The following is a 26684-nucleotide window of genomic DNA, read 5'->3' as shown; positions in this document are numbered from 1 at the left end:
TCGATGGCCAGTTACCCCGCCCCCGCCGCCCGCCTCGTTGCTGAAATGACCGAGGCCGCCGCCGCCGATCCGGCGCGCACGGTTGCGTTTCAGGGCGCGCCGGGTGCCAATTCGCACCGCGCCGCGCTTGAAGCGCTGCCGCACTGCCTGCCGCTGCCGTGCTTCTCGTTCGAGGATGCGCTGGAGGCGGTGAGGGACGGCCGCGCCGGCCAGGCGATCATCCCGATCGAAAACTCGCAGCACGGTCGTGTCGCCGATATCCACTTTCTCCTGCCCGAAAGCGGCCTGTCGATCGTCGGCGAGCACTTCATGCCGATCCACGCCTGCCTGATGGGCCTCGGCACCGGGCCCTTCACCAGCGCCTACAGCCACCCGCAGGCGCTTGGCCAGTCGCGCCACTACCTGCGGACACGGGGCATCGTGCCGATGTCCCATGCCGATACAGCGGGCGCTGCCGCCTATGTCGCCGAACTCGGCGATCCCGCCATCGCCGCCATCGCCCCGCGCATCGCTGCCGAACTCTATGGCCTCACGCTCGTCGAGGAAAACATCGAGGACGCGCACGACAACATGACCCGTTTCGTCATGCTGGCGCGCGAGCCGCTTGAACTCGGCACGATCACCGGTCCCGCGATCACCACCTTCATCTTCGAAGTGCGCAACATCCCCGCCGCGCTCTATAAGGCGCTCGGCGGCTTCGCGACCAACGGCGTCAACATGACCAAGCTGGAAAGCTACCAGCGCGGCGCGAGCTTTTCCGCCACCGCCTTCTTCGCCGATATCGTTGGCGCGCCGGGCGAACCGCCGGTCGATCGTGCGCTCGAGGAACTCACCTTCTTCGCCAAGGATCTGCGCATTCTCGGCACCTATCCGCTGGAACGCGTGCGCGGCTGACGTCCCGTTCCGGGATCGAACACCAGACCGGCGCGATAATCGCTTGCTAGCGGCGGGCAGGGCATGCGACGACTTGTGCCGTGGCAGGAGCACCGGGACCGGACAGCGCCAATGCAGGCGAACGCGCCTGGGAAGCTGCACGCGCGATGCGCGAGATCCAGTACGCCCCGCTGCCGACCAACAAGATCCCCAAGAGCGAGCCGCCCGAATGGCTCGAGGCGCTCTTCCGCTTCCTCGGCAAGCTGATCGAGCCGCTGGGCCGCTGGCTTGGCGCGGGTTGGAGCGCTGTCGAGGTCGTGCTGGTGCTACTTGCCGTGATCGGCGCGGCATGGATCGGCTGGACGCTCTTCCAGCGCTGGCGGCTCACCCTTGCGCTTGCCGCACCGGTCGCCGCCAAGCCGGTGATCGACCGCGCAGCCGCGCTTGCTCTGCTCGAAGATGCCGATGCGCTGGCAGCCCAGGGCCGGTTTGACGAGGCGGTGCATCTGCTGCTCCAGCGCAGCGTTCATCACATCGCAGCCGCCCGGCCCGATTGGCTTTCCCCCTCCAGCACTGCGCGCGAGATCGGCCTGATCCCCGGCCTGCCTGCGGCCGCGCGGCAGGCCTTCACGCTCATCGCGCGCGAGGTGGAGCGCAGCCTCTACGCCCTGCGCGCGTTGGCGGCGGATGATTGGCACCGCGCCCGCGAAGCCTATGCCGCCTTCGCGTTGCAGAATCTGGAGGCAGGCCGGTGAAGGATGCCACCTTCGGCCGGGGCACCACACTGGGCGTGGTGCTGATCGGCGCTCTCGCCTTTGTCACGGTGCTCTACTGGCTCGGAACTGGCGGCGGGGCGACGAACAACGGCGGCGGGCATGCCGCGGGGCGCGGGCTGAACGGCTATGCCGGCCTTGCCGCGATGCTCGAGGCGGACGACATCACCGTCCACCGCGCGCGCAGCAAGGACGCGCTGCGGCAGCCCGGCCTGCTCGTGCTGACGCCGCCGGCCGAGGCCAAGGGCAGCGATATCACCGAGATCGTCGCCGCGCGGCGCACGATTGGCCCGACGCTTGTCGTAACGCCCAAGTGGGTGACCTACCCCGACTTCACGAGCCCGCTGACGCGGCGCGGCTGGACGCGGATCGACGGAACCCGCCCGCCCGAATGGAAGGGCTATCACGACGATGTCAGCCTCGATTTCGTGCCCGGCGCGGCACACGGGTGGACCGGCTCCGGCGCATTCTCCGCGCTGCATGGCCGCCTGCCTGATGAGCGCAAGGTGCAGTCCGGCACCGGCCCCGGCCTCGAAGCGCTGGTGGAAACGCCGGGCGGGCGCGTCCTTGCCGGCTATCTCAGCGGGGATGGCAGCAACCCCGCGCTGGAGCGCTGGATCGGCATGGAGCGTCATGCCGACGGCGATCCGGACGAAGCGGACGCCAGCAACGATTTTACTCGTAGCTTCCCGGTGGTGCTGGTGTTCGAGCCCGACCTGCTCGACAACTGGGGCCTCGCGGACAAGCAGACCGGCCTCCTTGCCCGCCGCCTGATCTTCGCCGCTGCCGGTGGCCGCCCGAACGAAGTGACCTTCGATCTCACGCTCAATGGCCTCGGCGCGAGCCGCAACCTCCTCACGCTTGCCTTCGAGCCGCCGTTTCTCGCCGCCACGCTGTGCTTCCTGATGGCGCTGCTGGCAGCCGGCTGGCGCAGCTTCAACCGTTTCGGGCCGGCACGTGTGGCCGGGCGCGAGATCCCGCTCGGCAAGACCGTGCTGGTGCGCAACACGGCTGGCCTGATTCGCCGCGCCGGACGGCTGCGCCTGATCGCCGGGCCCTATGGCGATGCCGCGCGCGAACGGCTGGTCCTTGCACTCGGCCTGCCGCGCGGCCGCCCGCCGGAGGAAACCGATGCGGCGATCGATCGCTTGCAAGCCCGCCTCGATACGACCGGACCGCGCTGGTCCGAACTTGCCGCACGCCTGCGCGCGGCCCGCCGCAGCACCGACGTGGTGCAGCGCGCGGCTGCCCTGCAACGCCTTGAAAGGGACCTGACCGAATGACTCTCGAAGACGTCCGCGCTCTGGCCGCCACTATCCGCGCCGAAGTGGCCAAGGCCGTGGTGGGGCAGGACAGCGTCGTCGATCACCTGCTGATCGCGCTGCTGGCCGGTGGCCACGTGCTGCTAGAAGGGCCGCCGGGCACCGCCAAGACCCTGCTCGCGCAGAGCTTTGCCACCACTCTGGGGCTCGATTTCGGGCGTATCCAGTTCACGCCGGATCTCATGCCCGGCGATATCCTCGGCTCCAACCTGTTCAACTTCCAGACCAGCCAGTTCACCCTCACGCGCGGCCCGATCTTCCACGAACTGCTGCTGGGCGACGAGATCAACCGCACCCCGCCCAAGACGCAGGCCGCGCTGCTCGAAGCGATGCAGGAACGCCGCGTCACGCTCGATGGCGAGACCTATGCGCTGTCAGACCGTTTCATGGTCGTCGCCACGCAGAACCCGATCGAGAGCCAGGGCGTCTATCCGCTCCCCGAAGCGCAGCTCGATCGCTTTCTGTTCAAGCTGCTCGTCGATTACCCCAGCGCCGAGGAAGAAGCCCAGATCGTCACCCGCTACGGCGCAGGGCGCGGCGCGCCGAGCCCGGCGGCGCTGGGGGTGAGCGCGGTTACCGCAGGCGATGCGATCGGTCAGGCGGTCGCCGCCGTCACCACCGTCACGATGTCGGAAACCGTGGTCGATTACATTGTCCGCCTCGTCCGGGCGACGCGCGAGAGCGCCGATCTTGCTGCCGGGGCCAGTCCGCGCGCGGCGGTGGTCCTCGCCGGCGCCTCCCGCGCCCGCGCCGCGCTCGACGGGCGCGATTATGTCATCCCCGATGACGTGAAGGCCCTCGCCATCGCCGTGCTGCGCCACCGCATGCTGCTCAGCCCCGCTGCCGAGATCGAGGGCCGCGCCGCCGAGAGCATTGTCGCAGATCTCATCCAGCGCACCGAAGCGCCGAGATAGCCCTTGGCGCTGCGCTGGCCCTTCCCGGTATTCTACCCTTCGGCGCGCACGGCGGTGCTGCTTGCGCTCGCCGCGCCGCTGGCCGTGGTGCTCGCCGCCGCCGCGCCGCAGGCATGGATCGCCGCGCCCGCGCTTGGCGGCGCGCTGCTTGTGATGGTCCTTCTCGATGCCTTGCTGGCTCCTGCGCTGGCAGACCTGCGTGTCATCGTGCCGCAGGATGGCGAAGTGGGCGAGCCGCTGCGCCTCACCGTGCTCGCCGATTTCCGCATCGACGTGCCGCGCGCCGCGCCGATGGCCGCGCTGGCGCTCGACCCCCGGCTTGCCCCCGGTGGACGGCTGGTGGCGCCGCTCCGGCGTGCCAGCGGCGTATGGAGCGCCGAGATCGAAACCACACCCACCCGGCGCGGCACCGGACGAGTCGACGCGGTGTGGCTGCGCTGGGATGGCCCGCTCGGCCTCGCCTCGCGCCAGGTCCGCCGCGAACTTGATGCCGCGATCCGCATCCGCCCCAATATCGCCCCGGTGCGCAGCCCTGCGCTGCAACTGTTCCTGCGCGATGCCCAGTTCGGCATGGTTGCTCGTCGCATCCGGGGTGAGGGCACCGAGTTCGAGGCGCTCGCCGAATACGAGGCGGGTATGGACCGCCGCCGCATCGACTGGAAGTCTTCCGCGCGCCACGCCCGGCTCTTCGCCAAGGAGTATGAGACCGAGCGCAACAACCAGATCGTTTTCGCCTTCGATTGCGGGCAAACGATGTGCGAACCCATCGCGGGCCTCCCCCGCATCGACCGCGCCGTCACCGCCGCGCTCACCACCGCCTGGATCGCGTTGGGCGCGCAGGACCGGGTCGCGGTCTATGGCTTTGCCCAACGCCCGCAAGTGCTGAGCCCCTTCGTCACCGCCCCGCGCGATTTCGCCCGGCTGCAGGAAGCCGCTGCCGCGCTCGACTATAGCGCCGAGCAGCCCAACTTCACCCTCGCGCTCTCCACGCTCGCCGCGCGGCTGCGGCGGCGCTCCCTGATCGTGGTTTTCTCCGAATTCACCGATCCCACCAGCGCCGAACTCATGATCGAATCGATGCGCCGTCTGGTCGAGCGGCACCGCGTGATCTTCGTTGTCATGGCCGATGCCGAACTGGCCGAGTTCGTCAGCGCGCCGGTCCGCAGCGCGCAGGATGCGGCAATGGCCGTCACCGCCACCACCTTGCAGCACCAGCGCACGGTAGTGCTCCAGCGCCTGCGCCGTGCGGGCATTCTCGTGGTCGAAGCGCCCCACAAGCATATCGGCAATCGCCTGCTCGATGCCTATCTCGCGGTAAAGCGCGCGGGGAGCCTCGGATGAACGAGCCCGCAAACGCCTCTCTCCTCGGCAGGCTCGGTGGCTGGTTCAGTCCCGCCGCCAGCGCGGACATCGCTGCCGCGACAAGCGCCGCGCTGCGCTCGGACCGCTTCCGGCTCGAGCGCGAGGGCGAATGGAAGCGGCTCGAAGCCATCGTCTCGCGCATCGAGCGCGGGCGGCTGCGCGGTGTCTCGGATGAAGACCTCCTCGCGCTCCCCGCGCTCTATCGCACCGCCGTCTCCAGCCTCGCCGTTGCGCGCGAAACCTCACTCGATGCCGAAACGCTGCTCTGGCTGGAAGGGTTGACCCGCCGCGCGTGGTTCATCGTCTATGGTCCGCGCGCAGGGCTGGGCGATTGGCTGCTGCGCTTCTTCGGCGGCGGCTGGGGGGCCAGCGTACGCGCGCTGCGCAGCGAAATCCTGATCGCGCTGGCGCTGATGGTGGCCGGCACGATCGTCGGCTGGCTGCTCGTCGCCAGCGATCCCGATTGGTACTACGCGCTGATCCCCGGCGGCATGGCCGATGCCCGCGTTCCGGGCGCGAGCCGCGCGGTGCTCCTGCGCACCTTGTTCGGCCAGCAGGACCAGCATGGCCTCGCCGTGTTTGCCGCCGCACTGTTTTCCAACAACGCACAAGTCGCGATCCTCGCCTTCGCGCTCGGCTTCGCGTTCGGCCTGCCCTCCGCGCTGCTGCTGATCCAGAACACCACGATGCTGGGCGCGCTGCTCTGGCTCTATCACGGGCAGGGCCTGACTCTGGAGATCATCGGCTGGCTTTCGGTCCATGGGACGACCGAGCTCTACGCGATCCTGCTGGCCGGTGCGGCGGGGCTTCATATCGGCCGCGCGATGGCCTTTCCCGGCGAAGCGTCCGTGCTCGATGCCGCCGCTGCCGCCGGGCGGCGCAGCGCACAGGTCATGGTCGGCGTGGTCCTGATGCTGATCGTCGCGGGCCTGCTCGAGGGTTTCGCCCGCCAGCTGATCGACAACACCGCCGGCCGCCTTATCGTCGGCACGTTCATGCTGGTGTTCTGGACTGTCTATTTCTTCGTCTGGCGCGGCGCGGGGAAATCGGCCTGATGGCGCGCCGCCCGCCCCGCAACCGCAATCGCACGGTGATAACGCCCGAAGGCGTTGCGCTCCCTCTCGTGCTTGCCTCCCGCGGTTCGCGGGCTGCCGCGCTGTTCATCGATCTCATCCTGATCGTCACCGCGATGACCGTCACCACGCTCACGCTGATCTGGATCGCCGGCGGCATCGGCATCAAGATCGACGAAGTCGACGCGGATGGCCCCAAAACGCGCGCCGTGCAGGCGCTGGCGATCGTGTGGATCATCGCGATGTTCCTGTTCCGCAATGCCTGGTTCCTGTTCTTCGAACTCGGCCCGCGCGGGGCGACGCCGGGCAAGCGCGTGACCGGCATCCGCATCGCCGCGCGCGGCACCGAGCGGCTGACCACCGAAGCCGTGATCGCCCGCAATATCGTGCGCGATATCGAGCTGTTCATGCCGATCGTATTTATCAGCAGCGCCATCGCGTCGGGCAGCGATACCGACGTCGCCGGCTGGGCGGGCGCCATCTGGTGCGCGATCTTCCTGCTGTTCCCGTTTTTCAACCGCGATTCCCTGCGCTGCGGCGATGTGATCGCCGGCACCTGGGTGGTCGAGGCGCAGAACCGCAAGCTGGGCCAGGCGCTGTCCGTCAGCGCACCGGCAGCCGCCGCCGATCAGGCGTTCACGTTCACCTCCGCAGAACTCGCGGTCTATGGCGAGTACGAACTCCAGACGCTCGAACGGGTGCTGCGCGAGGACAAGGGTTCGGCGCTCGACGATGTCGCCGATGCGATCAGCCGCAAGATCGGCCGCCCCTATCCCTACCGCGCCGAACGGGTCTTCCTCGAATCCTACTATATCCAGCTCCGCGCCCAGCTGGAGCAGGGCCTGCGGCTTGGCCGCCGCAAGGCGGACAAGTACGCCGCCTAGGACCTACTCTCCGCCGAAGATGCCCACTTCGCGCAGGCCCGCACTATCGGCCCGCCCGCGAAACATGCCCGGCGTGGTGAAAGCAAACCCGGTCTCGCCGCCCGGCGTGGCATAGATCACGCCGCCAACCCCGCCCATCGCGCCAACTTCGCCGAGCACGGCCTCGGTCGCCGCCTGCGGACCTTCGCCGCCGAGCCGCATCCGCGCGCAAATCTCGTGCGCCACGGCTGCGCGGATGAACTGTTCGCCCGAACCGGTGCAGCTGATTGCGGCCGCCCGGTCATCGGCATAGGTCCCTGCACCGATAAGCGGCGAATCCCCGATCCGCCCCCAGCGCTTGCCAGTGAGGCCTCCGGTCGAAGTCGCCGCCGCGACATGACCGCTCGCGTCCACCGCCACCGCGCCCACCGTGCCGTACTTGAGCCCCGCATCGAACCAGCCGAGCTTCTTCGCCTTGAGCTCCTGCAACTGCTGCCAGCGCGCCTCGGTGGCGAACCAGTCCGGATCGACCTGCGGCACGCCCTGCTCGCGCGCAAACTCTTCGGCCCCCGCGCCGCTCAGAAACACGTGCGGGCTCTTATCCATAACCGCGCGCGCCAGTTGCACCGGATTGCGCGTATGCGTCACCCCGCAGACTGCGCCCGCGCCCCGCGTAGCGCCCTCCATCACTGCAGCATCAAGCTCGTTGGTGCCGTGGTATGTGAACACCGCCCCGCGACCCGCGTTGAAGTGCGGATCATCCTCCAGCGCCGAAACCGCCGCGCAGACCGCGTCCAGCGCGGTGCCACCGGAGGCGAGCACATCGCGCCCGGCATCGAGCGCCACGCCCAGCGCTGCTTCGTGCGCGGCGACGCCTGCGGCATCCATCGTCTCGGACGTCATCGCTCCGGCCCCGCCATGGATGGCGATGGCCCAGCGGCTTTTGCCAGCCTCAGTTTTGCTTGTATCGGTCATGCCCAGCGCGATAGCAGATCAGACCGGCAAGGCCAGCGGGGGGGCGCATGATCGAAGGTCTGGAGATCACCGAAGACGACCTCTCGGGCGCGGACGTACAGGAGCTGGTGGCCTACCACCTCGGCGGGATGCACGCCGAAAGCCCCGCCTGTAAAGTCCACGCCCTGCCGCTCGACAAGCTGCGCCAGCCCGGCGTCACCTTCTTCACCGCCCGCATCCACGGCGCGCTCGCGGCCATGGGTGCGATCAAGCATCTCGACGAAACACACGGCGAACTCAAATCAATGCGCGCCGCTCCGGAATGGCGGGGGAAGGGCGTGGGTGAGGCGATGCTGGTGCACTTGCTCGGGGTGGCCAGGACGCGCGGCTATGCGCGCGTGAGCCTTGAGACGGGGCGGACCGAGGCGTTTACGCCTGCGGTGTCGCTATATCGCAAGTATGGGTTTGAGGAGTGCGAGGCCTTCGCCGACTATGTGGTGGATGAATTCAGCTGGTGCCTCAGTCTGGTTCTTTGAGAACTTCCCCAGCAAGGGGAGGGGGACCGCCCGAAGGGTGCTGGAGGGGTAGCTCCAACGAAAAAGGCCCCGCCGGAGCAGGGCCTTCTTGTACTCAACGCAAACCGTCTGCTCAGAGCTTGCCGGTCAGTTCCGGCACCAGCGTGAACAGATCGCCGACGAGGCCAATGTCCGCGACCTGGAAGATCGGGGCGTCCTCGTCCTTGTTGATGGCGATGATGGTCTTGGAATCCTTCATGCCAGCCAGATGCTGGATTGCGCCCGAGATGCCGACCGCGATGTAGACTTCCGGCGCCACGATCTTGCCGGTCTGGCCGACCTGGTAGTCGTTGGGCACATAGCCCGCGTCCACCGCCGCGCGGCTCGCGCCAACGCCCGCGCCGAGCTTGTCGGCCAGCGGGATGATCACGCTCTGGAAGGTTTCCGCATCCTTGAGGGCACGGCCGCCCGAGACGATGATCTTTGCCGAGGTCAGCTCCGGACGCTCGCTCTTGGCGATTTCCGAACCGAGGAAGCTCGACGTGCCGGCATCGCCCGCGGCGCCAACGGCTTCCACAGCCGCCGAACCGCCAGTTGCGTCCGCCTTGGCAAAGGCCGTGCCGCGCACGGTGACAACCAGCTTGGCGTCGGTCGATTCGACCGTTGCGATGGCGTTGCCGGCGTAGATCGGGCGGGTGAAGGTCTTGGGGCCTTCGACCGAGAGAATGTCCGAGACCTGCATCACATCGAGCAGCGCGGCGACGCGCGGGGCGATGTTCTTGCCGGTCGTCGTGGCGGGCGCGACGAACACGTCGTAATCGGCCATCAGGCCAGCGACGAGAGGTGCGACGTTTTCGGCGAGCGCATGGGCATAAGCCGCGTCATCCGCCTTGAGCACCTTGGTGACGCCAGCAATCTGCGCGGCAGCGGCGGCCGCGGCATCACAGCCCGAACCAGCGACCAGCGCAGTGACTTCACCGATCTGTGCGGCAGCGGTGACGACGGCGAGCGTGGCGTCCTTGACCGAGGCGTTGTCGTGTTCGACCCAAACGAGTGTCTTGGACATCAGGCGACTCCCATTTCCTTGAGCTTGGCAACCAGCGCATCGACGTCAGGCACCTTGATGCCCGCGCTGCGCACCGGCGGTTCGGTGACCTTGAGCGTCTTGAGACGCGGCGCGATATCGACACCGTAATCTTCCGGCGCCTTGCTCGCGAGCGGCTTCGACTTCGCCTTCATGATGTTGGGCAGCGAGGCGTAGCGTGGCTCGTTGAGACGCAGGTCGGTTGTGACGATGGCGGGCAGCGCCAGCTTTACCGTCTCCAGACCGCCGTCGATCTCGCGCTTCACGACGACGCTGTCGCCTTCGACCGCGATCTCGTTGGCGAACGTGCCCTGCGGACGGCCGAGCAGCGCGGCGACCATCTGGCCGACCTGATTGGCGTCGTCATCGATCGCCTGCTTGCCGGTGATGATCAGGCCCGGCTGTTCCTCGTCGGCAATCGCCTTGATGATCTTGGCCACCGCCAGCGGCTCGACTTCGGTTTCGCTGACCACCAAGATCGCGCGGTCCGCACCCATGGCGAGCGCGGTGCGCAGCGTTTCCTGCGCCTTGGCCGGTCCGACCGAAACCGCCACGATCTCGGTAACCACGCCCTTTTCCTTGAGGCGGATGGCTTCCTCGACCGCGATCTCGTCGAACGGGTTCATGCTCATTTTCACGTTGGCAAGGTCAACCCCCGTGCCATCCGCCTTCACGCGCGGCTTCACGTTGTAGTCGATCACCCGCTTTACGCAGACCAGGGCTTTCATCGTGTCAGGCCTTTCTTGAACTTGTGGCGCGCGCATAAGTGGCGCTTACGTAAACGTCAACCTCACCCCATTGCCCATGCAGGAAAGTGAGCACGGGCATCAGGTGCGCTTCTACTCCATTTCAAGGATGATGGCATCCACCGCAAGGCTTTCGCCCTGCGCCGCGTTCACCGCCTTCACCTTGCCCGATTTCTCGGCACGGAGGATGTTTTCCATCTTCATCGCCTCGACCACCGCGAGCGGCTGGCCGGCCTCGACGCTATCACCCACGCCGACATGCAGCGCCACGAGCAGACCCGGCATCGGGCAGACGAGGTACTTCGACATGTCCGGCGCCACCTTGGCGATCATGTGCTTGGTCAGCGGCGCGATTCGCGCAGGCAGCACACGCACGTCGTGGCTGCACCCGCGCGTCGTCAGGCGGAAGCCTGCCGGCCGCGTGGCAACTTTCACCGTCAGCGGTTTGCCGCCCACTTCGGCCATGACCACGCGTTCGCCGGGGGTGTATTCCAGCGCGAGCTCGACTTCCGCGCCATCGACGGTGATCGCCTCCTCGTCGACCGAAACTGCATAGTCGGTCTCGCCGATCCGCACCGCCCATTCGGACGGTGGATCGAGCGTCACCCCCAACTGCCCATCGACCTGCCGTGCCCGGTCCGACCGCGCCGTGGCGAGGAACCCCGCCAGCGCCGCGAGCGACCGCTTGGTCTCGTCAGATGTCGCTGCGCCGTGGAACCCGTCCGGATACTCCTCGGCGATGAACCCGGTGGTCAGCTCGCCCGAGCGGAAGCGCGGGTGCTGCATGATGGCCGAGACGAAATCGATGTTGTGGCCCAGCCCCTCGATCTCGAACGCATCGAGCGCCTCGATCTGCCGGTCCGCCGCCTCGTCACGCGTTTCGCCCCAGGTCACCAGCTTGGCGATCATCGGATCATAGAACATCGAGACTTCGCCGCCTTCATAGACGCCGTCGTCCACGCGCACGCCGTCCACGCCGCGCCGCCCGTTGGCCGCGCCGTCGTCGGTCCAGCCTTCCACCGGCGGATCATAGCGCACCAGCCGCCCGGTCGAGGGCAGGAAGCCGCGATAGGGATCTTCGGCATAGACGCGGTTTTCGATGGCCCAGCCGTCGATGCCGATATCGTCCTGCGTGAAGGCCAGCTTCTCGCCCGCCGCAACGCGGATCATCTGCTCGACAAGGTCGATGCCGGTGATCGCCTCGGTCACCGGGTGCTCCACCTGCAGGCGGGTGTTCATTTCAAGGAAGTAGAAGCTCTCACCGCTCGGGTCCGCGCCCGAAACGATCAGCTCCACCGTACCCGCCGAATAATACCCCACCGCACGGCTCAGCGCGACGCACTGCTCGCCCATCGCCTTGCGCATCTTGGGCGTCACGAAGGGCGAGGGCGCTTCTTCGACCACCTTCTGATGCCGCCGCTGGATCGAGCATTCGCGCTCGTTGAGGTAGAGAATATTGCCGTGCTGATCGCCGAGGATCTGGATCTCGATGTGGCGCGGGTTCAGGATGAACTTCTCGATGAACACGCGGTCGTCGCCGAACGAGTTCAGGCCTTCGCGCTTCACCGCCTCGAAGCCCTCGCGCACGTCCTTTTCGGAGTACGCCAGCCGCATGCCCTTGCCGCCGCCGCCGGCCGAAGCCTTCATCATAACCGGATAGCCGATCTCGTCCGAGATGCGCACCGCATGCTCGGTATCCTCGATCTCACCCACGAAGCCGGGCACGACGTTCACGCCCGCCGCCTTCGCCAGCTTCTTCGATTCGATCTTGTCGCCCATTGCGGCGATGGCGTTCACAGGCGGCCCGATAAACGCGATGCCTTCCGCCGCCAGCGCCTCGGCAAAGGAGGTGCGCTCGGACAGGAAGCCATAGCCCGGATGCACCGCCTCGGCGCCCGTCTGCTTGCACGCCGCGATGATCTTGTCCGCGATGAGGTAGGACTGCGCCGCAGGCGAAGGCCCGATATGCACCGCCTCATCCGCCATCTTCACAAACGGCGCGCGCGCATCGGCATCCGAATAGACCGCGACGGTCTGGATACCCATTCGGCGCGCGGTCTTGATGACGCGGCAGGCAATTTCGCCACGGTTGGCGATGAGGATTTTCTTGAACATTGGGATTACTCCGCCGCTGCCAGTTCTTCGCCCGCAGGCGGCATATTGTGACCCAGCAGGCGGAGCATATCCGCCGCTGCCTCAACCACGTTGGTGCCCGGGCCGTAGATGCCCTGCACCCCGGCCTCGCGCAGGAAGTCGTAGTCCTGCGGCGGGATCACGCCGCCCGCGACGACCTTGATGTCGCTGCGCCCCGCTTCGCGCAGATGGCGGATCAGTTCGGGGATCAGCGTCTTGTGGCCTGCCGCCAGCGACGACGCGCCGACTGCATCGACCTCGTTCTCCAGCGCCAGCTTGGCGGCTTCCTCCGGCGTCTGGAACAGCGGGCTGCTGGTCACGTCGAAGCCCATGTCGCCGAACGCGGAGGCAATCACGTTCGCGCCGCGATCATGCCCGTCCTGGCCCATCTTCGAGACGAGCATGCGCGGCGCGTGGCCCAACCGGCGCGTCACGGCTTCCACGCCGTCGAGCACCTGCTGGTAGCGCGAATCGCCTGCATAATAGGCGCTGTAGACGCCCTTCACCGGGGTCGGGTGCGTGCCATGGCGACCGAACACGATTTCCATCGCATCCGAAATCTCGCCCAGCGTCGCGCGGTGCCGTGCGGCTTCCACTGCTAGTTCGAGCAGATTGCCGCCAGTCTTCGCGCCTTCGGTCAGCGCATTGAGCGCCGCGCGGCACTTGGTTTCGTCGCGCGTCTCGCGCACCCACTTCAGCCGCGCGATCTGGCCTTCGCGCACTGCCATGTTGTCGACTTCCAGCGTATCGAGCTGGTCTTCGCTGGCGAGGCGGTACTTGTTGACGCCGACGATCACGTCATCGCCCTTGTCCACCCGCGCCTGACGGCCAGCCGCCGCTTCCTCGATCATCGCCTTGGGCCAGCCCGCCGCGACGGCCTTGGCCATGCCGCCCTCGGCTTCGACGCGCTCGATGATCTCCCACGCCTTGTCGACCAGCTCCTGCGTCAGCGCCTCGATATAGTAGGAGCCGCCGAGCGGATCGACGACCTTGGTCATCCCGGTCTCTTCCTGGATGACGATCTGCGTGTTGCGGGCGATGCGTGCGGAAAAGTCGGTCGGCAGCGCGATGGCTTCATCGAGCGCATTGGTGTGGAGCGACTGCGTGCCGCCCAGCATCGCGGCCATCGCCTCGATCGTGGTGCGGATCACGTTGTTGTAGGGATCCTGCTCCTGCAGCGAGACGCCCGAGGTCTGGCAATGCGTGCGCAGCATCTTGCTCCGCTCGTCCTGCGCGCCCAGCTGCGTCATAACCCGGTGCCACAGCACGCGCGCGGCGCGCAGCTTGGCCACTTCCATGAAGAAGTTCATGCCGATGGCGAAGAAGAAGCTGAGGCGCCCGGCAAACTTGTCGATATCAAGGCCCGAGGCGACGCCGTACTTCACGTATTCCATGCCGTCGGCGATGGTGAACGCGAGCTCCTGCACCTGCGTCGCGCCCGCTTCCTGCATGTGATAGCCGGAGATCGAGATCGAATTGAACTTCGGCATCTCGCGGCTGGTGTAGCCGAAGATGTCCGAGATGATCCGCATCGAAGGCTCGGGCGGGTAGATATAGGTGTTGCGGACCATGAACTCCTTGAGGATGTCGTTCTGGATGGTCCCGTCGAGCGCGGCGCGCGGCACGCCCTGCTCCTCGCCCGCCACGATGAAGAACGCGAGGATGGGGATCACCGCGCCGTTCATGGTCATCGAGACGGACATCTGATCGAGCGGAATTCCGTCGAACAGGATCTTCATGTCCTCGACCGAGTCGATCGCCACGCCCGCCTTGCCGACATCGCCGACCACGCGCGGGTGGTCCGAGTCATAGCCCCGGTGCGTCGCCAGATCGAAGGCAACCGAAAGCCCCTTCTGCCCCGCAGCCAGATTGCGGCGATAGAATGCGTTCGATTCCTCGGCGGTGGAGAAGCCCGCATATTGCCGGATCGTCCAGGGCCGCCCCGCATACATCGAAGCGCGCACCCCGCGCGTGAACGGCGCGAAGCCCGGCAGGCCGGGATCAACCGGCGCGTCTTCCGCCGTGTAGAGCGGCTTCACGGCAATGCCTTCAGGCGTCTGCCAGGTGAGGTCCTTGCCCTTCACTTCCTTCGAGGCGGCCTTCTGCCAGTCTTCGATATTCGCCATGCTTCACCTCTTTGCCCTCTCCCCATGAGGGGAGAGGATACGAAGGCTTGGCGCGAATGCGCCTAGCCGAAGTTGGAGAGGGGCCTCGGCGCTTGCTTCGCGCGTTCCCCCCTCCCAACCCTCCCCCCTGAAGGGGAGAGGGCTTCGAAGTTAGTGCGCCTCTTTCGGCGTCTCCATGATCTCGGTCAGCACCCCGCCCATGTCCTTGGGGTGGACGAAGAAGATCAGCGTCCCGTGCGCGCCGATGCGGGGCTCGCCCAGCACGCGCTTACCCAGTGCTTCGAACGCCGCCTTGGCAGCATGAATATCGGGCACTTCGTAGCACATGTGATGCTGCCCGCCCGCCGGGTTCTTGGCGAGAAAAGCGGCGATCCCGGCATTGCCCGGCAGCGGCTCGATCAGCTCGATCTGCGTGCCGTTCAGCGCGCCATCCGCGCCGGGCGTATCGACGAAGCACACCTTCACGCCCTGCTCGGGCAGGTCGAACGGCTCGTGGATCTTCGTCGCGCCCATCACGTCGCGCCAGAACACCACGCTGTCAGCGATGGATGGCGTCGCGACGCCGATGTGGTTCAGCCTGCCAAGCTTCATGATCAAACCCTCTCGATCACCATGGCGATGCCCTGACCGCCGCCGATGCACATCGTGATCAGGCCGTACTGCCCCCCCGTGCGCTGCAGCTCGTATGCCGCCTTGATCGTCAGGATCGCGCCCGTCGCGCCGATGGGGTGGCCGAGCGAAATGCCCGAGCCGTTGGGATTGGTCTTGGCCGGATCGAAGCCCAGCTCCTTCGCCACGCCGCAGGCCTGCGCCGCGAAGGCCTCGTTGCTCTCGATCACGTCGATCTGATCCAGCGTCAGCCCCGCGCGCTTCAGCGCCACCGGCACGGCCTTCACCGGGCCGAGACCCATTACATTCGGCTCCACGCCCGCATGGCCCCAGCTAAGGATCTTGGCGATGGGCTTCAGCCCATGCTCGGCCACGGCCTCACCGCTCGCCAGCACGACCGCACCTGCGCCGTCGTTGATGCCGCTGGCGTTGCCGGCGGTCACGGTGCCGTCCTTCTTGAACACCGGGCGCAGGCTGGCCATCGATTCAAGGCTGGCGTCGGCACGGAAATGCTCGTCAGTGTCGAACACGGTCACGCCCTTGCGGGTCTTGATCTCGACCGGGACGATCTGCTCCTTGAAGTAGCCCGCCGCCGTCGCCGCCGCCGCGCGCTTGTGGCTTTCCACCGCCAGCGCATCCTGCGTTTCGCGCGTGATCTGATGGCGCTCGGCCACGTTTTCCGCAGTCACACCCATATGGATGTTCTCGAACGGATCGTGCAGCGCGCCGAGCATGGCGTCCATCATCACCTGATCGCCCATTTTCTGCCCGTTCCGCGCCGTCAGCACCATATGCGGCGCGTTCGACATGACCTCGCAGCCCCCGCCGATGGCGATCTGCTGCTCGCCCAGCGCAATCCCCTGCGCGGCAGAGACAATCGCCTGCAGGCCCGAACCGCACAGCCGGTTCACGTTCATCGCCGGGCTTTCGATGGGCACGCCCGCGTTCACCGCCGCGACGCGGCTGACATAGGCGTCCTTCGGCTGCGTCGGCACGACAGTGCCAATCACCACGTTCTCGACCTTGTCCGCGCTGATCCCCGCGCGGGCAATCGCCTCCTTGATCACGATGGTGCCCAGATCCGCCGGGCGGAACGAGGCGAGGCTGCCGCCAAACGTGCCAATGGCCGTGCGCGCGCCGGAAACGATGAAGATGTCAGTCATGTAGAAATTTCCTCAGGCCACCGCTCACAGCGGAATATTGTCGTGCTTCTTCCAGGGGTTCTCGAGGCTCTTGTTCCGCAGCTTGCGCAGCCCCAGCGCAATGCGCCGCCGCGTCGAATGCGGGTGGATCACCTCGTCGATGAAGCCCTTGCTCGCCGCCACGAACGGGTTGGCGAAGCGGTCCTCGTATTCCTTGGTCTTTTGCGCCTGCTCTTCGGTCGAAAGCCCGCGGAAGATGATCTCCACCGCGCCTTTCGCGCCCATCACCGCGATTTCGGCGGTCGGCCAAGCGTAGTTCAAATCGCCGCGCAAGTGCTTGGATGCCATCACGTCATAGGCGCCGCCATAGGCCTTGCGCGTGATCACGGTGATCTTGGGCACGGTCGCCTCGGCATAGGCGAACAGCAACTTGGCGCCGTGCTTGATGATCCCGCCCAGTTCCTGCGCGGTGCCCGGCAGGAAGCCCGGCACATCGACGAAGGTGATGATCGGAATTTCGAACGCATCGCAGAAGCGCACGAACCGCGCGGCCTTCTTGGAGGAGTTGATATCGAGCACGCCCGCCAGCACCATCGGCTGGTTAGCCACCACGCCCACGGTCTTGCCCTCGATCCGCCCGAAGCCGCAGAGGATATTGCCCGCGTGCTTGGGCTGGATTTCGAAGAACTCGCCCTCGTCCAGCGTCTTGGCGATCACCTCGTGCATGTCATAGGGCTGGTTGGCCGAGGCCGGGATGATCGTGTCGAGGCTCGGCTCCAGCCGGTCCCACGCATCCGCCGTCGGCCGCTCGGGCACGCCGGAGCGGTTGGTCAGCGGCAGGTAATCGAAGAACTCGCGCGCCATCAGCAGCGCTTCGATATCGTTCTCGCAGGCGAGATCGGCCACCGAAGTTTTGGTCGAATGCGTCACCGCGCCGCCCAGTTCCTCCTGGGTCACGATCTCGTTGGTCACCGTCTTGACCACGTCCGGGCCGGTGACGAACATGTACGAGCTGTCCTTCACCATGAAGATGAAGTCGGTCATCGCGGGCGAATAGACCGCGCCGCCCGCGCAAGGCCCCATGATGAGGGAAAGCTGCGGCACGACGCCTGAGGCGAGCACGTTGCGCTGGAAGATCTCGGCATAGCCGCCAAGGCTCGCGACGCCTTCCTGAATGCGCGCGCCGCCGCTGTCGTTGATGCCGATCACCGGCGCGCCGACCTTCAGCGCCGTGTCCATGATCTTGCAGATCTTCATCGCGTGCCGCTCGGAAACCGCGCCGCCGAACACGGTGAAGTCCTGGCTGAACACATAGACCAGCCGCCCATTGATCGTGCCCGATCCGGTGACGACACCATCACCCGGAATGGTCTGCTCGGGCATGCCAAAATCGACGCAGTTGTGCTCGACGTAAGCATCGATCTCTTCAAAGCTGCCTTCATCGAGCAGGATATCGAGCCGCTCGCGTGCGGTCAGCTTGCCCTTGGCGTGCTGGGCATCGATGCGGCGCTGGCCGCCCCCCATGCGGGCCGCCTCGCGGCGCTTTTCCATTTCGGCGATATTGGCAGACATGCGGGAGCATTCCTCGACTGCAAGCGTTCAAGGCGCTGGCGGATGCCGCATCGCAGCGCGCCTGTCCAATGCAATTGAGCAAAGTTGCAAAGCCACACTTTGCAAACTAGGCTTGCAACTCCATGCCTCTGCCCAACCCCGCTCACCCTGAGCTTGTCGAAGGGTGCTGGCGCTACCGCTGGGCATGATGCTTCGACAGGCTCAGCATGAGCGGGTGTGGGGATGGATCGGGAGGAAAAGCAGACCCATGGCAAACCGCCGCATCTTTGCAGGACAGGCCCTGCGCACCTTGCGCCAGCGGCGCGGGTTGCGTCAGGCAGAGATGGCCACTGCGCTCGGCATCAGCGCGCCGTATCTCTCACAGCTCGAAACCGATGAGCGCCACCTCACCCCCGCGCTGGCAGAGCGTCTGCGCGCCGCCTTCCCGATCGATTGGGCCGATTTCGCGCCGCCCGATGCCGATGCCCTCGCGGAGTCGCTACGCGACGCCTTGGCCGATCCGCAACTGTCCGGCACGATCCCGGCAGAGCAGGTCGAGCGGCTGGCGCGCCAGTTCCCCGCCTTCGCGGAGAGTTTCGTCGCGCTCCACGGCCTGTTCTCCAAGGGCCGCCAGCGCCTCGAAATGCTCGACGAAGCGATCGGAGCAGACCTTGGTGGCTCCGAGATCGCGGGCGGCCGCCTGCCGTGGGAGGAAGTGCGCGACTGGTTCCACCTCGCCAACAACTACGTCGATCGCATCGACCGCGATGCCGAAGCGCTGGCCCACGAAATCGCCGGTGACGAGGCAAGTCCGCGCATCCGCACGATGCAGCAATGGCTGCGCCGTGAAGGCGTGACCATCGAATGGGCGAGCGGCGCCGCACTGCGCCGATTCGATGCGGCAAAGCGGCACCTCCAGCTCGATTCCGCGCAGCCCAACGAATCGAGCCGGTTCCAGCTGGCCTATCAGGTCGCCGCGCTGGCCCTCTCGGATCAGATCGCCGAGATCGTCGCCTCGGCCCCGCTGCAGACCGAAGCCGCGCGCCACCTCCTCACCGTCGGGCTAGGCAACTACGCGGCGGGCGCGCTGCTCATGCCCTACGAACGATTCCGCAGCGCCGCGCGCACACTCCGCCACGATATCGACCGCCTGCGCCAGCTCTTCCACGTCAGCTTTGAGCAGTGCTGCCACCGCCTTTCCACGCTCCAGCGCCCGCAGGCGCGCGGCATCCCGGTGTTCTTCGCGCGGGTGGACATGGCGGGCAACATCACCAAGCGCCACTCCGCCACCCGCCTCCAGTTCGGCCGCTTCGGCGGCGCCTGCCCGCTGTGGATCGTCCACGAAGCGGTCGCCATCCCGGACCGCATCCACGTCCAGCTTGCCGAGATGCCCGATGGCATCCGCTACGTCTCGATCGCCAAGGGCCTCGTGAAACCCAGCGGCAGCTACTACCGCCAGCCCCGCCGCTATGCCGTGGTCCTCGGCTGCGAAGCCGCCCTCTCCGACGAATTCGTCTACGCCGACGGTCTCAATCTCACCAACGAGGACGCCGTCACCCGAATCGGTATCTCCTGCCGCATCTGCCCGCGCGATACCTGCGACCAGCGCGCCTTCCCCCCAAGCGACAAGGCCATCGCGGTCGATCCCAGCCAGCGTGATCTGGTGCCCTATCGGATCGTGGAGGGGTAATTCAGATCTGCCGCCGCACCCGCACCACGATCTCGACCACCGCCCAGACCAGCGCGATGATGCCCACGTAGAACAGGAAAAACGGGATCAGGTTCGTCACAGGTGCGGCGAATTTCAGGCCGCGACTGTCCTTGAACAGCGCGTCGAACAGCGAGGCGATGGGGAAGCACCACGCTGTCAGCACCAGCATCCGCGCAATACGCCGCGCCGTGGCCAAGGGCAGGGCCATCGCCGGTTGCAGCGCCGCCACCAGCCACAGCATCAGCCCGTTGAGCACGCCTTCCATGTGGCTCATGCGCCAGGCCTTGTCGCTGCCCGGCAGTTGCACTGCGATCTTGCCCGGGATCGGCCAGAGCTCGATGCTGCCGATGAGGTAGAACACGAAGCCGAACCCCGCGACGAACCCCAGCAGCATCACATAGCCGCCCTGCACGATCAGCATGCGCTGCACGCCGCGCAGTTCCGAACCTTCCATCATCCATCCCCCTTCAGAACGGCACCGGCATCGCGGCGCTCTGCGTGTCGATCAGCGGCATCGGCGCGCCCCGATCCCCGGCCCGATCCCCGGCCCGATCCCCGGCCCGTTCCCCGGCACGCGCATGCGCCGCGATCCATTCGCGCACCCACGGATGATCCTTCATCCCGCGCGGATCATGGCCCGGCACCAGCGAGCGCAGCAACGCGGGGCCCGCGCCCAGCAGAAACCGCGCCGCCCACCACCACACCTTGAGCCGCGAGCCGGGCCGCCGCCAGCGTCCATCCGCCAGCAGCAGCGCGCGGTAGCACCGGCGGCTCCAGCGGATCACGTCGAGCGACCCATGCAGCACGCCGAACGCCCGCCGCCAGTACCCCGGCGAGACCGCCTCATAGACATCGTGCGCCACCAGCTTGTGCTCGGTTTCCTCGACCATGTGCCACAGGATGAACGAGGTGACCTGGCGGTCCGCGCCGCGAAACAGCTTCACCCGGTTGCCCACCAGCCATTCGGTCAGCCCCAGCGTCATCGCCTCGAACCCCGCCGCGTAGGCGAGCCGCACCGCCAGCGGGCGCGTCATCAGTCGCGCGTAAGCTTGCGCCATCTCCGCTTCAACATTGGCGAGGCTGGCATAGCCTTGGGCCAGGATCACATCGTTGAACCGCCGATGCGTGCGGTAGTGCTGCGTCTCCTGCATGCAGAAGTCGCGCGCCTCGCGCCGCACCGCAGGGTTTTCGATCTGCTTCGCCGCCTCGCCCAGCGTGGCCACCAGAAACGGCTCAAGATGCGGCATCACGAACGAGGCGCCGTTGATCATCTGCGCAAATTCGGGCGCATGCGGGATCCAGTGCGCCGGCGTATCCTCGGCAAAGGCAAAGGCGCCATGCCGCACCGTGATCGGTGTAATCGCGCCAGCCCGCCCGCGCGCGCCCGCATCGTTGTCGCCCATCACCCGCTCCCTTGCGCCGGATCGACTCTATAACATCGTTATAAACCCGACATACCACTGGAACTTCAAAGCGCAAGCGCCCATGCAAAACACGATGCCGAATCGGAGGACTGTCACCACGGAGCCCCCGCGCGAAGATCTCGCCGCGCGCCTGCTCGCTGAGGCCGAAGCACTCATCCGCCGTGACGGACCAGACGGCATCGCCCTGCGCGAACTCGCCCGCGCCTGCGGCTCCTCGACCATGGCGATCTACACGCTCTATGGCGGCAAGCCGGGGCTGATGCAGGCGCTCTACGCGGTCGGCTTCGCGCGGCTCCACGCTTACGCCCTCTCAGCCGAGCACCGCGATGCCCCCTTGCGCTGGATGGTCCGCCAGATGCTCGCCTATCGCCGCTTCGCGCTCGATCATACCGGGCTCTACCGGCTGATGTTCGGCGGCGAGAAACGCTTCTCCCCCACTGGCCGCCACAGCCGCTTCGCCTCGCTCGCCGTGCCGGTAGAGGATGCCTACCCCGCCTTCGCCGCGCTGGTCGATGCCGTCGGCACGTGCCTCGCCCACCACCGCGCCAAGGCGCCCGATCCTGCCGAAGTGCAGGACCTCGCCTTCCTCGTCTGGGGCCAGATGCATGGCCTCGTCAGCCTCGAAATCGCTGGCTACGCCGATCCTGACGACGCGCTGCCTCGTTACCAGTCCGCTATCCGCTTCATCTGCACGAACATGGGTGCGGATGCGGCCGCCATCGACGCCGAAATCAGCGTCGCGAATTGACCTCTCCCTTCGTCATTGCGAGCGCAGTGAAGAAGAAAAAAGCCGGAGGTTTCCCCCCGGCCTCTTCCTTAAACCAAAGTGCGAAAAGGCTCAGCCCTTCAGCACTTCCGCCAGCGTCTCACCCAAGAGCGAGGGCGACGGCGAAACGCGGATGCCGGCTTCTTCCATCGCGGCGATCTTGCTTTCCGCATCGCCCTTGCCGCCCGAAACGATCGCGCCGGCATGGCCCATGCGGCGGCCCGGAGGCGCCGAGCGGCCTGCGATGAAGCCGGCCATCGGCTTCTTGCGGCCCTTCTTCGCCTCGTCGATCAGGAACTGCGCCGCCATTTCCTCGGCGTCGCCGCCGATTTCGCCGATCATGATGATCGACTTGGTCTCGTCATCGGCCAGGAACAGCTCGAGCACGTCGATGAAGTTGGTGCCGTTCACCGGATCGCCGCCGATGCCGACAGCGGTCGTCTGGCCCAGGCCGATGTTGGTGGTCTGGAACACCGCTTCATACGTCAGTGTACCCGAACGCGAGACGACGCCGACCGAGCCCTGCTTGAAGATCGAGCCCGGCATGATGCCGATCTTGCATTCGTTCGGGGTCAGCACGCCGGGGCAGTTCGGCCCGATCAGGCGCGACTTCGAGCCCTGCAGCGCGCGCTTCACGCGCACCATGTCGAGCACCGGGATGCCCTCGGTGATGCACACGATCAGTTCCATCTGCGCGTCGATCGCTTCAAGGATCGCATCCGCAGCGCCCGGAGGCGGAACGTAGATGCAGCTGGCGGTCGCGCCGGTCGCAGCCTTGGCTTCGGCCACGGTGTCATACTGCGGCAAGCCGATGTGGCTGGTGCCGCCCTTGCCCGGGGTGACGCCCGCGACCATCTGCGTGCCGTAATCGAGCGCCGCCTGCGTGTGGAACGCGCCGGTCTTGCCGGTCATGCCCTGCGTGATGACCTTGGTGTGCTTGTTGACGAGAATCGACATGGTTCAGGAAACCTTCCGGACTGCGGCCACGATCTTCTGCGCGGCATCGCCAAGGTCGTTGGCGGGGACAATGGGGAGACCCGAATTGGCAAGGATGTCCTTGCCCTGCTGCACGTTGGTGCCTTCAAGGCGCACGACCAGCGGAACCTGCAGGTTCACTTCCTTCGCCGCGGCCACGATGCCGTCGGCGATGATGTCGCACTTCATGATGCCGCCGAAGATGTTGACGAGAATGCCCTTCACGGCCGGATCCGAAAGGATCAGCTTGAACGCCGCCGTCACCTTCTCGGTCGTCGCGCCGCCGCCCACGTCGAGGAAGTTCGCGGGGAATTCGCCGTTGAGCTTGATGATGTCCATCGTCGCCATGGCGAGGCCCGCGCCGTTGACCATGCAGCCGATGTTGCCGTCGAGCTTGATGTAGGCGAGGTCGTACTTGCTGGCCTCGATCTCGGCCGGATCTTCCTCGGTCTCGTCACGCAGCGCGACGACATCGGGGTGGCGATAGAGCGCGTTCGAATCGAAGCTCATCTTGGTGTCGAGGACGAGCAGGTTGCCGTCGTTCGTTTCCACCAGCGGGTTAATTTCGAGCATGTCGCAATCGAGCGCCATGAACGCGGTGTAGAGCTGCTTGGCGATCGTGGCGGCCTGCTTGTTGAGCTCGCCCGTCAGCTTCAGTGCATAGCCCACGGCACGGCCGTGGTGCGGCATGAAGCCCTGTGCCGGATCGATCGTGATCGTGGCGATCTTCTCAGGGGTGCTGTGCGCAACCTCTTCGATATCCATGCCGCCTTCGGTCGAGACGATCATGGCAACGCGGCCGGTGCCCCGGTCCACCACCATCGAGAGGTAGTATTCCTTGGCGATATCAACGCCGTCGGTCACGTAAAGGCGGTTCACCTGCTTGCCTGCCGCGCCGGTTTGCACCGTCACCAGCGTATTGCCGAGCATTTCCCTGGCGAACGCTTCGACTTCCTCGACCGACTTGGCCAGCCGTACGCCGCCCTTGGCATCGGGGCCGAGTTCCTTGAACTTGCCCTTGCCGCGCCCGCCCGCGTGGATTTGCGCCTTCACCACATAGAGCGGCCCGGGCAGCTGCTTCGCGGCGGCAACCGCTTCTTCCACGGTCAGGGCAGCAATGCCCGCCGGAATGCCGACGCCGAAGCGGCTCAGCAATTCCTTGGCCTGATATTCATGAACGTTCATGCGTGATCCCCGCAAAGAGAGAATGAGAGCTAGCGGTTTGAACCCGGCAGGTCGCGCTGCCTTAAGCACACGACTAAGGGCTTGAAAAGGGTTCGCACACCCCAATTGCGCCTGCACGGATGCATTCTCCGCCTGCGCGGCCTCGCCTTCGCCGAATACGAATGCACAGCCGGGTCCGCGCCCGCAGCGCCCCCTTGCGCTCGCGCCGCCAAACCCGCATCCCGAAAGCCAATGATCGACTTCGACCGCTTCCGCCACATCATGGCCGAAGCCGGACGCCTGGCGCTTGCCAGCTGGCCCGGCCACGGCCACGCGCTCGATGTGTGGGACAAGTCTCCGAACAACCCCGTCTCCGCCGCCGATCTCGCCGTTGATGGCTATCTCAAGCAGGAACTCGGGGCGCTGCTCCCCTCCGCCGGCTGGCTCTCCGAGGAAACCGTCGACGATCCGTCCCGGCTCGACAAAGGGCTGTGCTGGCTGGTCGATCCCATCGACGGTACGCGCGACTTCGTACGCGGACGGCCCGGCTGGGCTGTATCGGTCGCGCTCATTTCCGAAGGGCGCCCCCTGATCGGCGCACTCGATGCCCCCGCGCGCGGCGAATACTGGCAGGCCATCGCCGGGCAGGGCGCAACCCGCAACGAAGCGCCCCTGACCGCCAGCAATCGCCAGTCGCTTGCCGGTGCGCGCGTCCCCGCCGATGCGCTTCCCCGCGCGGACCACGACCTCATCCTCGTCGACAAGCCCAATTCGATCGCGCTGCGCATCGCGATGGTCGCCGCCGATGAGGCCGATCTCCTCGCCACGCTGCGCTGGGGCTACGAATGGGATATCGGCGCCGCCGCCCTCATCGCCCGCGAAGCCGGCGCTGCTGTCAGCGACGCATTCGGCGCCCCGCTCGCCTACAACAAGCGCGACCCACGCGCCTTCGGCCTCCTCGCCGCTGCGCCTGCGATCCACGCGGCGGCGGTGGACCGCCTCGCCGAACGCGCAAGCCGCATGGCATAGGACCCTATCTCTACCGCCACCATCGTGAGGTTCTGGCTCTGATCGGGCGGCCGCATCCATGGCCCTCGCATTTTCTCATCTTTCTCCCTAACTCCCCTCCCATGACTCCTGACCGCCTCGACCGCTTCGCCCGCCACATTGTCCTTCCCGAAGTTGGCGGCGCGGGGCAGGCGAAGCTCGTGCGGAGCCATGTCGTGCTGGTCGGGCTCGGCGGCATTGGCAGCCCCGCCTTGCAGTATCTGGCGGGGGCGGGGATCGGGCGGCTGACCCTGATCGACGACGATGTGGTCGATGCCTCGAACCTCCAGCGGCAAACGATCTTTGCGACCGGTGACATTGGCCGGCCCAAGGCCGAGGCGGCGGCGGAGTGGCTCCAGGCCTTTGACCCGGCGCTTGCGGGCACGGCGCATGTCACGCGGCTGACGCGGGGCAATGCGGCCGAGCTGATCGCGGGTGCCGACGTGGTGCTCGATGGCTGCGACAACTTCGCGACGCGGCTGGCGGTTTCGGATGCCTGTGTCGCCGCGGGTGTGCCGCTGACGAGTGCGGCCCTGGGCCGGTTCCAGGGCCAAGTGGCGAATTTTGCGGGACACCGCGCGGGCCATGCCTGCTATCGCTGCTTTGTCGGCGATGCATTCGATGCGGAGGACTGCGACACTTGCGCCGATACCGGGGTGCTGGGGGCGATGGTCGGCATGGTGGGCGCGTTTGGCGCGATGGCGGCCTTGCGGGTGCTGCTGGAGGGCGTTGCGACGCTGGGCGATCCGCAGTGGGGGCAGGTCCATGTGCTCGACGGGCTGAAGCCCACGCTGCGCACGATGCGGATTGCCAAGGACCCGGAGTGCGGGGCCTGCGGGTCAGCCGCCTAGCAGTTCCTCGACCCAGGCGGGCACGATCTCGCTGGCGGGGCCGAGGCGGGTCTCTTCAAACCACGAGGATCCGGCTGAGCGTTCGAGATTGAGTTCGAGCGTGGCGGCGCCAAGCTCGCGCGCAGTCCGCACGAAGCCGGCGGCAGGATAGACCGCGCCCGAGGTGCCGATCGAGACGAACAGATCGGCTTCGGAAAGCGCGCCGAAGATCTCGTCCATGCGATAGGGCACTTCGCCGAACCACACGACGTCCGGGCGCAGCGCGGTGACACTGCAGGCAGGGCAGGGCGGGCGGTGGATCAGCGGGCCGGTCCACGGCACGCGCGTATCGCAGGCGGTGCACCACACGGTGAGGTGCTCACCGTGCATGTGGATGACCGAGAGCGAGCCGCCGCGCTCGTGCAGATCATCGACGTTCTGGGTGACGAGCGTGACGCTGCCGCCGGGCACTTTCTTCGGCCATTCGCGCTCCAGCCGGCCCAAGGCGTGGTGGGCGGGGTTGGGCTGCTTGGTCTGGATGGCTTCGCGGCGCATGTCGTAGAAGCGCAGCACGAGATCGGGATCGCGCGCAAAGCCTTCGGGCGTAGCGACGTCCTCGACGCGGTGCTGTTCCCAAAGGCCTCCGGCTGAGCGGAACGTATCGATTCCGCTTTCGGCGGAGACGCCCGCGCCTGTCAGGATGACGATGTTGCGAATGGTCTGCATC

General features: G+C 66.7%; 25 protein-coding genes. 12 read left to right on the top strand and 13 right to left on the bottom strand.

The window, feature by feature from the left end; all coding sequences use genetic code 11:
• The first annotated feature begins 3 nt into the window (after positions 1–3).
• From ACODS2_RS09400 to ACODS2_RS09370, 7 genes are all read left to right on the top strand, one after another.
• On the top strand, positions 4–894 hold the full coding sequence (locus ACODS2_RS09400; RefSeq protein ID WP_488998569.1) for a prephenate dehydratase: 891 nt from the start codon (positions 4–6) through the stop codon (positions 892–894).
• 80 nt (positions 895–974) lie between these two features.
• A complete protein-coding gene (locus ACODS2_RS09395) occupies positions 975–1628 on the top strand; it encodes a hypothetical protein (protein ID WP_488998568.1) in 654 nt (217 codons plus the stop codon).
• Entirely contained in the window at positions 1625–2929 is a 1305-nt protein-coding gene (locus ACODS2_RS09390) for a DUF4350 domain-containing protein (protein ID WP_488998567.1), read from the top strand. The genes ACODS2_RS09395 and ACODS2_RS09390 overlap by 4 nt, the downstream gene beginning before the upstream one ends.
• The gene (locus ACODS2_RS09385; protein ID WP_488998566.1) at positions 2926–3882 is read left to right on the top strand and encodes an AAA family ATPase; all 957 of its coding nucleotides are present in this window, start codon (positions 2926–2928) and stop codon (positions 3880–3882) included. Before ACODS2_RS09390 ends, ACODS2_RS09385 begins: the two co-directional genes overlap by 4 nt.
• A gap of 9 nt (positions 3883–3891) precedes the next feature.
• Entirely contained in the window at positions 3892–5223 is a 1332-nt protein-coding gene (locus tag ACODS2_RS09380; protein WP_488998613.1) for a DUF58 domain-containing protein, read from the top strand.
• Complete coding sequence (locus ACODS2_RS09375) at positions 5220–6299, top strand: stage II sporulation protein M (RefSeq protein ID WP_488998565.1); 1080 nt, start codon at positions 5220–5222, stop codon at positions 6297–6299. The genes ACODS2_RS09380 and ACODS2_RS09375 overlap by 4 nt, the downstream gene beginning before the upstream one ends.
• Positions 6299–7201, top strand: coding sequence for an RDD family protein (locus ACODS2_RS09370; RefSeq protein ID WP_488998564.1), 903 nt, complete (start codon positions 6299–6301; stop codon positions 7199–7201). The genes ACODS2_RS09375 and ACODS2_RS09370 overlap by 1 nt, the downstream gene beginning before the upstream one ends.
• Positions 7202–7204: 3 nt before the next feature.
• On the opposite strand, the gene ACODS2_RS09365 is transcribed toward ACODS2_RS09370, so the two are convergent.
• Positions 7205–8155 carry an isoaspartyl peptidase/L-asparaginase family protein gene (locus ACODS2_RS09365; protein ID WP_488998563.1) on the bottom strand — a complete coding sequence of 317 codons (951 nt, stop codon included), beginning with the start codon at positions 8153–8155 and terminating at the stop codon, positions 7205–7207.
• Between the two features lie 47 nt (positions 8156–8202).
• Between ACODS2_RS09365 and ACODS2_RS09360 the strand changes: the two genes are divergently transcribed.
• Entirely contained in the window at positions 8203–8670 is a 468-nt protein-coding gene (locus ACODS2_RS09360; protein WP_488998562.1) for a GNAT family N-acetyltransferase, read from the top strand.
• A gap of 112 nt (positions 8671–8782) precedes the next feature.
• Here the strand turns inward: ACODS2_RS09360 and ACODS2_RS09355 are convergent, their stop codons facing one another.
• From ACODS2_RS09355 to ACODS2_RS09325, 7 genes are all read right to left on the bottom strand, one after another.
• Positions 8783–9715, bottom strand: a complete 933-nt coding sequence (locus ACODS2_RS09355; RefSeq protein ID WP_488998561.1) for an electron transfer flavoprotein subunit alpha/FixB family protein — start codon at positions 9713–9715, stop codon at positions 8783–8785.
• The gene (locus ACODS2_RS09350; protein WP_488998560.1) at positions 9715–10461 is read right to left on the bottom strand and encodes an electron transfer flavoprotein subunit beta/FixA family protein; all 747 of its coding nucleotides are present in this window, start codon (positions 10459–10461) and stop codon (positions 9715–9717) included. The genes ACODS2_RS09355 and ACODS2_RS09350 overlap by 1 nt, the downstream gene beginning before the upstream one ends.
• A 111-nt stretch (positions 10462–10572) precedes the next feature.
• Positions 10573–12594, bottom strand: coding sequence for an ATP-binding protein (locus ACODS2_RS09345; RefSeq protein WP_488998559.1), 2022 nt, complete (start codon positions 12592–12594; stop codon positions 10573–10575).
• 5 nt (positions 12595–12599) lie between these two features.
• Positions 12600–14738, bottom strand: coding sequence for a methylmalonyl-CoA mutase (gene scpA / locus ACODS2_RS09340; protein WP_488998558.1), 2139 nt, complete (start codon positions 14736–14738; stop codon positions 12600–12602).
• A 150-nt stretch (positions 14739–14888) separates the two neighbouring features.
• Positions 14889–15329: a methylmalonyl-CoA epimerase gene (gene mce / locus ACODS2_RS09335; RefSeq protein WP_488998557.1), complete on the bottom strand. Its 441-nt coding sequence runs from the start codon at positions 15327–15329 to the stop codon at positions 14889–14891.
• Between the two features lie 2 nt (positions 15330–15331).
• The gene (locus tag ACODS2_RS09330; protein WP_488998556.1) at positions 15332–16510 is read right to left on the bottom strand and encodes an acetyl-CoA C-acyltransferase family protein; all 1179 of its coding nucleotides are present in this window, start codon (positions 16508–16510) and stop codon (positions 15332–15334) included.
• Between the two features lie 24 nt (positions 16511–16534).
• On the bottom strand, positions 16535–18061 hold the full coding sequence (locus ACODS2_RS09325; protein WP_488998555.1) for an acyl-CoA carboxylase subunit beta: 1527 nt from the start codon (positions 18059–18061) through the stop codon (positions 16535–16537).
• Positions 18062–18308: 247 nt separating this feature from the next.
• Between ACODS2_RS09325 and ACODS2_RS09320 the strand changes: the two genes are divergently transcribed.
• On the top strand, positions 18309–19730 hold the full coding sequence (locus ACODS2_RS09320) for a helix-turn-helix domain-containing protein (RefSeq protein WP_488998554.1): 1422 nt from the start codon (positions 18309–18311) through the stop codon (positions 19728–19730).
• A 1-nt stretch (position 19731) separates the two neighbouring features.
• Here ACODS2_RS09320 and ACODS2_RS09315 read toward each other — a convergent pair whose 3' ends face one another.
• A complete protein-coding gene (locus tag ACODS2_RS09315) occupies positions 19732–20208 on the bottom strand; it encodes a styrene oxide isomerase (protein WP_488998553.1) in 477 nt (158 codons plus the stop codon).
• A gap of 10 nt (positions 20209–20218) precedes the next feature.
• Positions 20219–21154 carry a metal-dependent hydrolase gene (locus tag ACODS2_RS09310; RefSeq protein WP_488998552.1) on the bottom strand — a complete coding sequence of 312 codons (936 nt, stop codon included), beginning with the start codon at positions 21152–21154 and terminating at the stop codon, positions 20219–20221.
• Between the two features lie 94 nt (positions 21155–21248).
• Here ACODS2_RS09310 and ACODS2_RS09305 point away from each other — a divergent pair, with 94 nt between their 5' ends.
• On the top strand, positions 21249–21923 hold the full coding sequence (locus ACODS2_RS09305; protein WP_488998551.1) for a TetR-like C-terminal domain-containing protein: 675 nt from the start codon (positions 21249–21251) through the stop codon (positions 21921–21923).
• Between the two features lie 90 nt (positions 21924–22013).
• Here ACODS2_RS09305 and sucD read toward each other — a convergent pair whose 3' ends face one another.
• Complete coding sequence (gene sucD, locus ACODS2_RS09300) at positions 22014–22898, bottom strand: succinate--CoA ligase subunit alpha (RefSeq protein ID WP_421836650.1); 885 nt, start codon at positions 22896–22898, stop codon at positions 22014–22016.
• Positions 22899–22901: 3 nt separating this feature from the next.
• On the bottom strand, positions 22902–24101 hold the full coding sequence (gene sucC / locus ACODS2_RS09295; RefSeq protein ID WP_298170762.1) for an ADP-forming succinate--CoA ligase subunit beta: 1200 nt from the start codon (positions 24099–24101) through the stop codon (positions 22902–22904).
• Positions 24102–24332: 231 nt separating this feature from the next.
• On the opposite strand from sucC, the gene ACODS2_RS09290 reads away from it, so the two are divergent.
• Entirely contained in the window at positions 24333–25109 is a 777-nt protein-coding gene (locus ACODS2_RS09290; protein WP_298170756.1) for a 3'(2'),5'-bisphosphate nucleotidase CysQ, read from the top strand.
• A gap of 101 nt (positions 25110–25210) precedes the next feature.
• A complete protein-coding gene (locus ACODS2_RS09285) occupies positions 25211–25978 on the top strand; it encodes a HesA/MoeB/ThiF family protein (RefSeq protein WP_488998550.1) in 768 nt (255 codons plus the stop codon).
• Here the strand turns inward: ACODS2_RS09285 and ACODS2_RS09280 are convergent.
• On the bottom strand, positions 25967–26683 hold the full coding sequence (locus ACODS2_RS09280) for an NAD-dependent deacylase (RefSeq protein WP_488998549.1): 717 nt from the start codon (positions 26681–26683) through the stop codon (positions 25967–25969). The two genes, ACODS2_RS09285 and ACODS2_RS09280, sit on opposite strands and share 12 nt — an antisense overlap.
• Position 26684 lies beyond the last annotated feature (1 nt).

The sequence above is a fragment of the Novosphingobium sp. FG137 genome, assembly GCF_057809735.1.
This window is presented reverse-complemented; position numbering and strand designations above follow the sequence as displayed.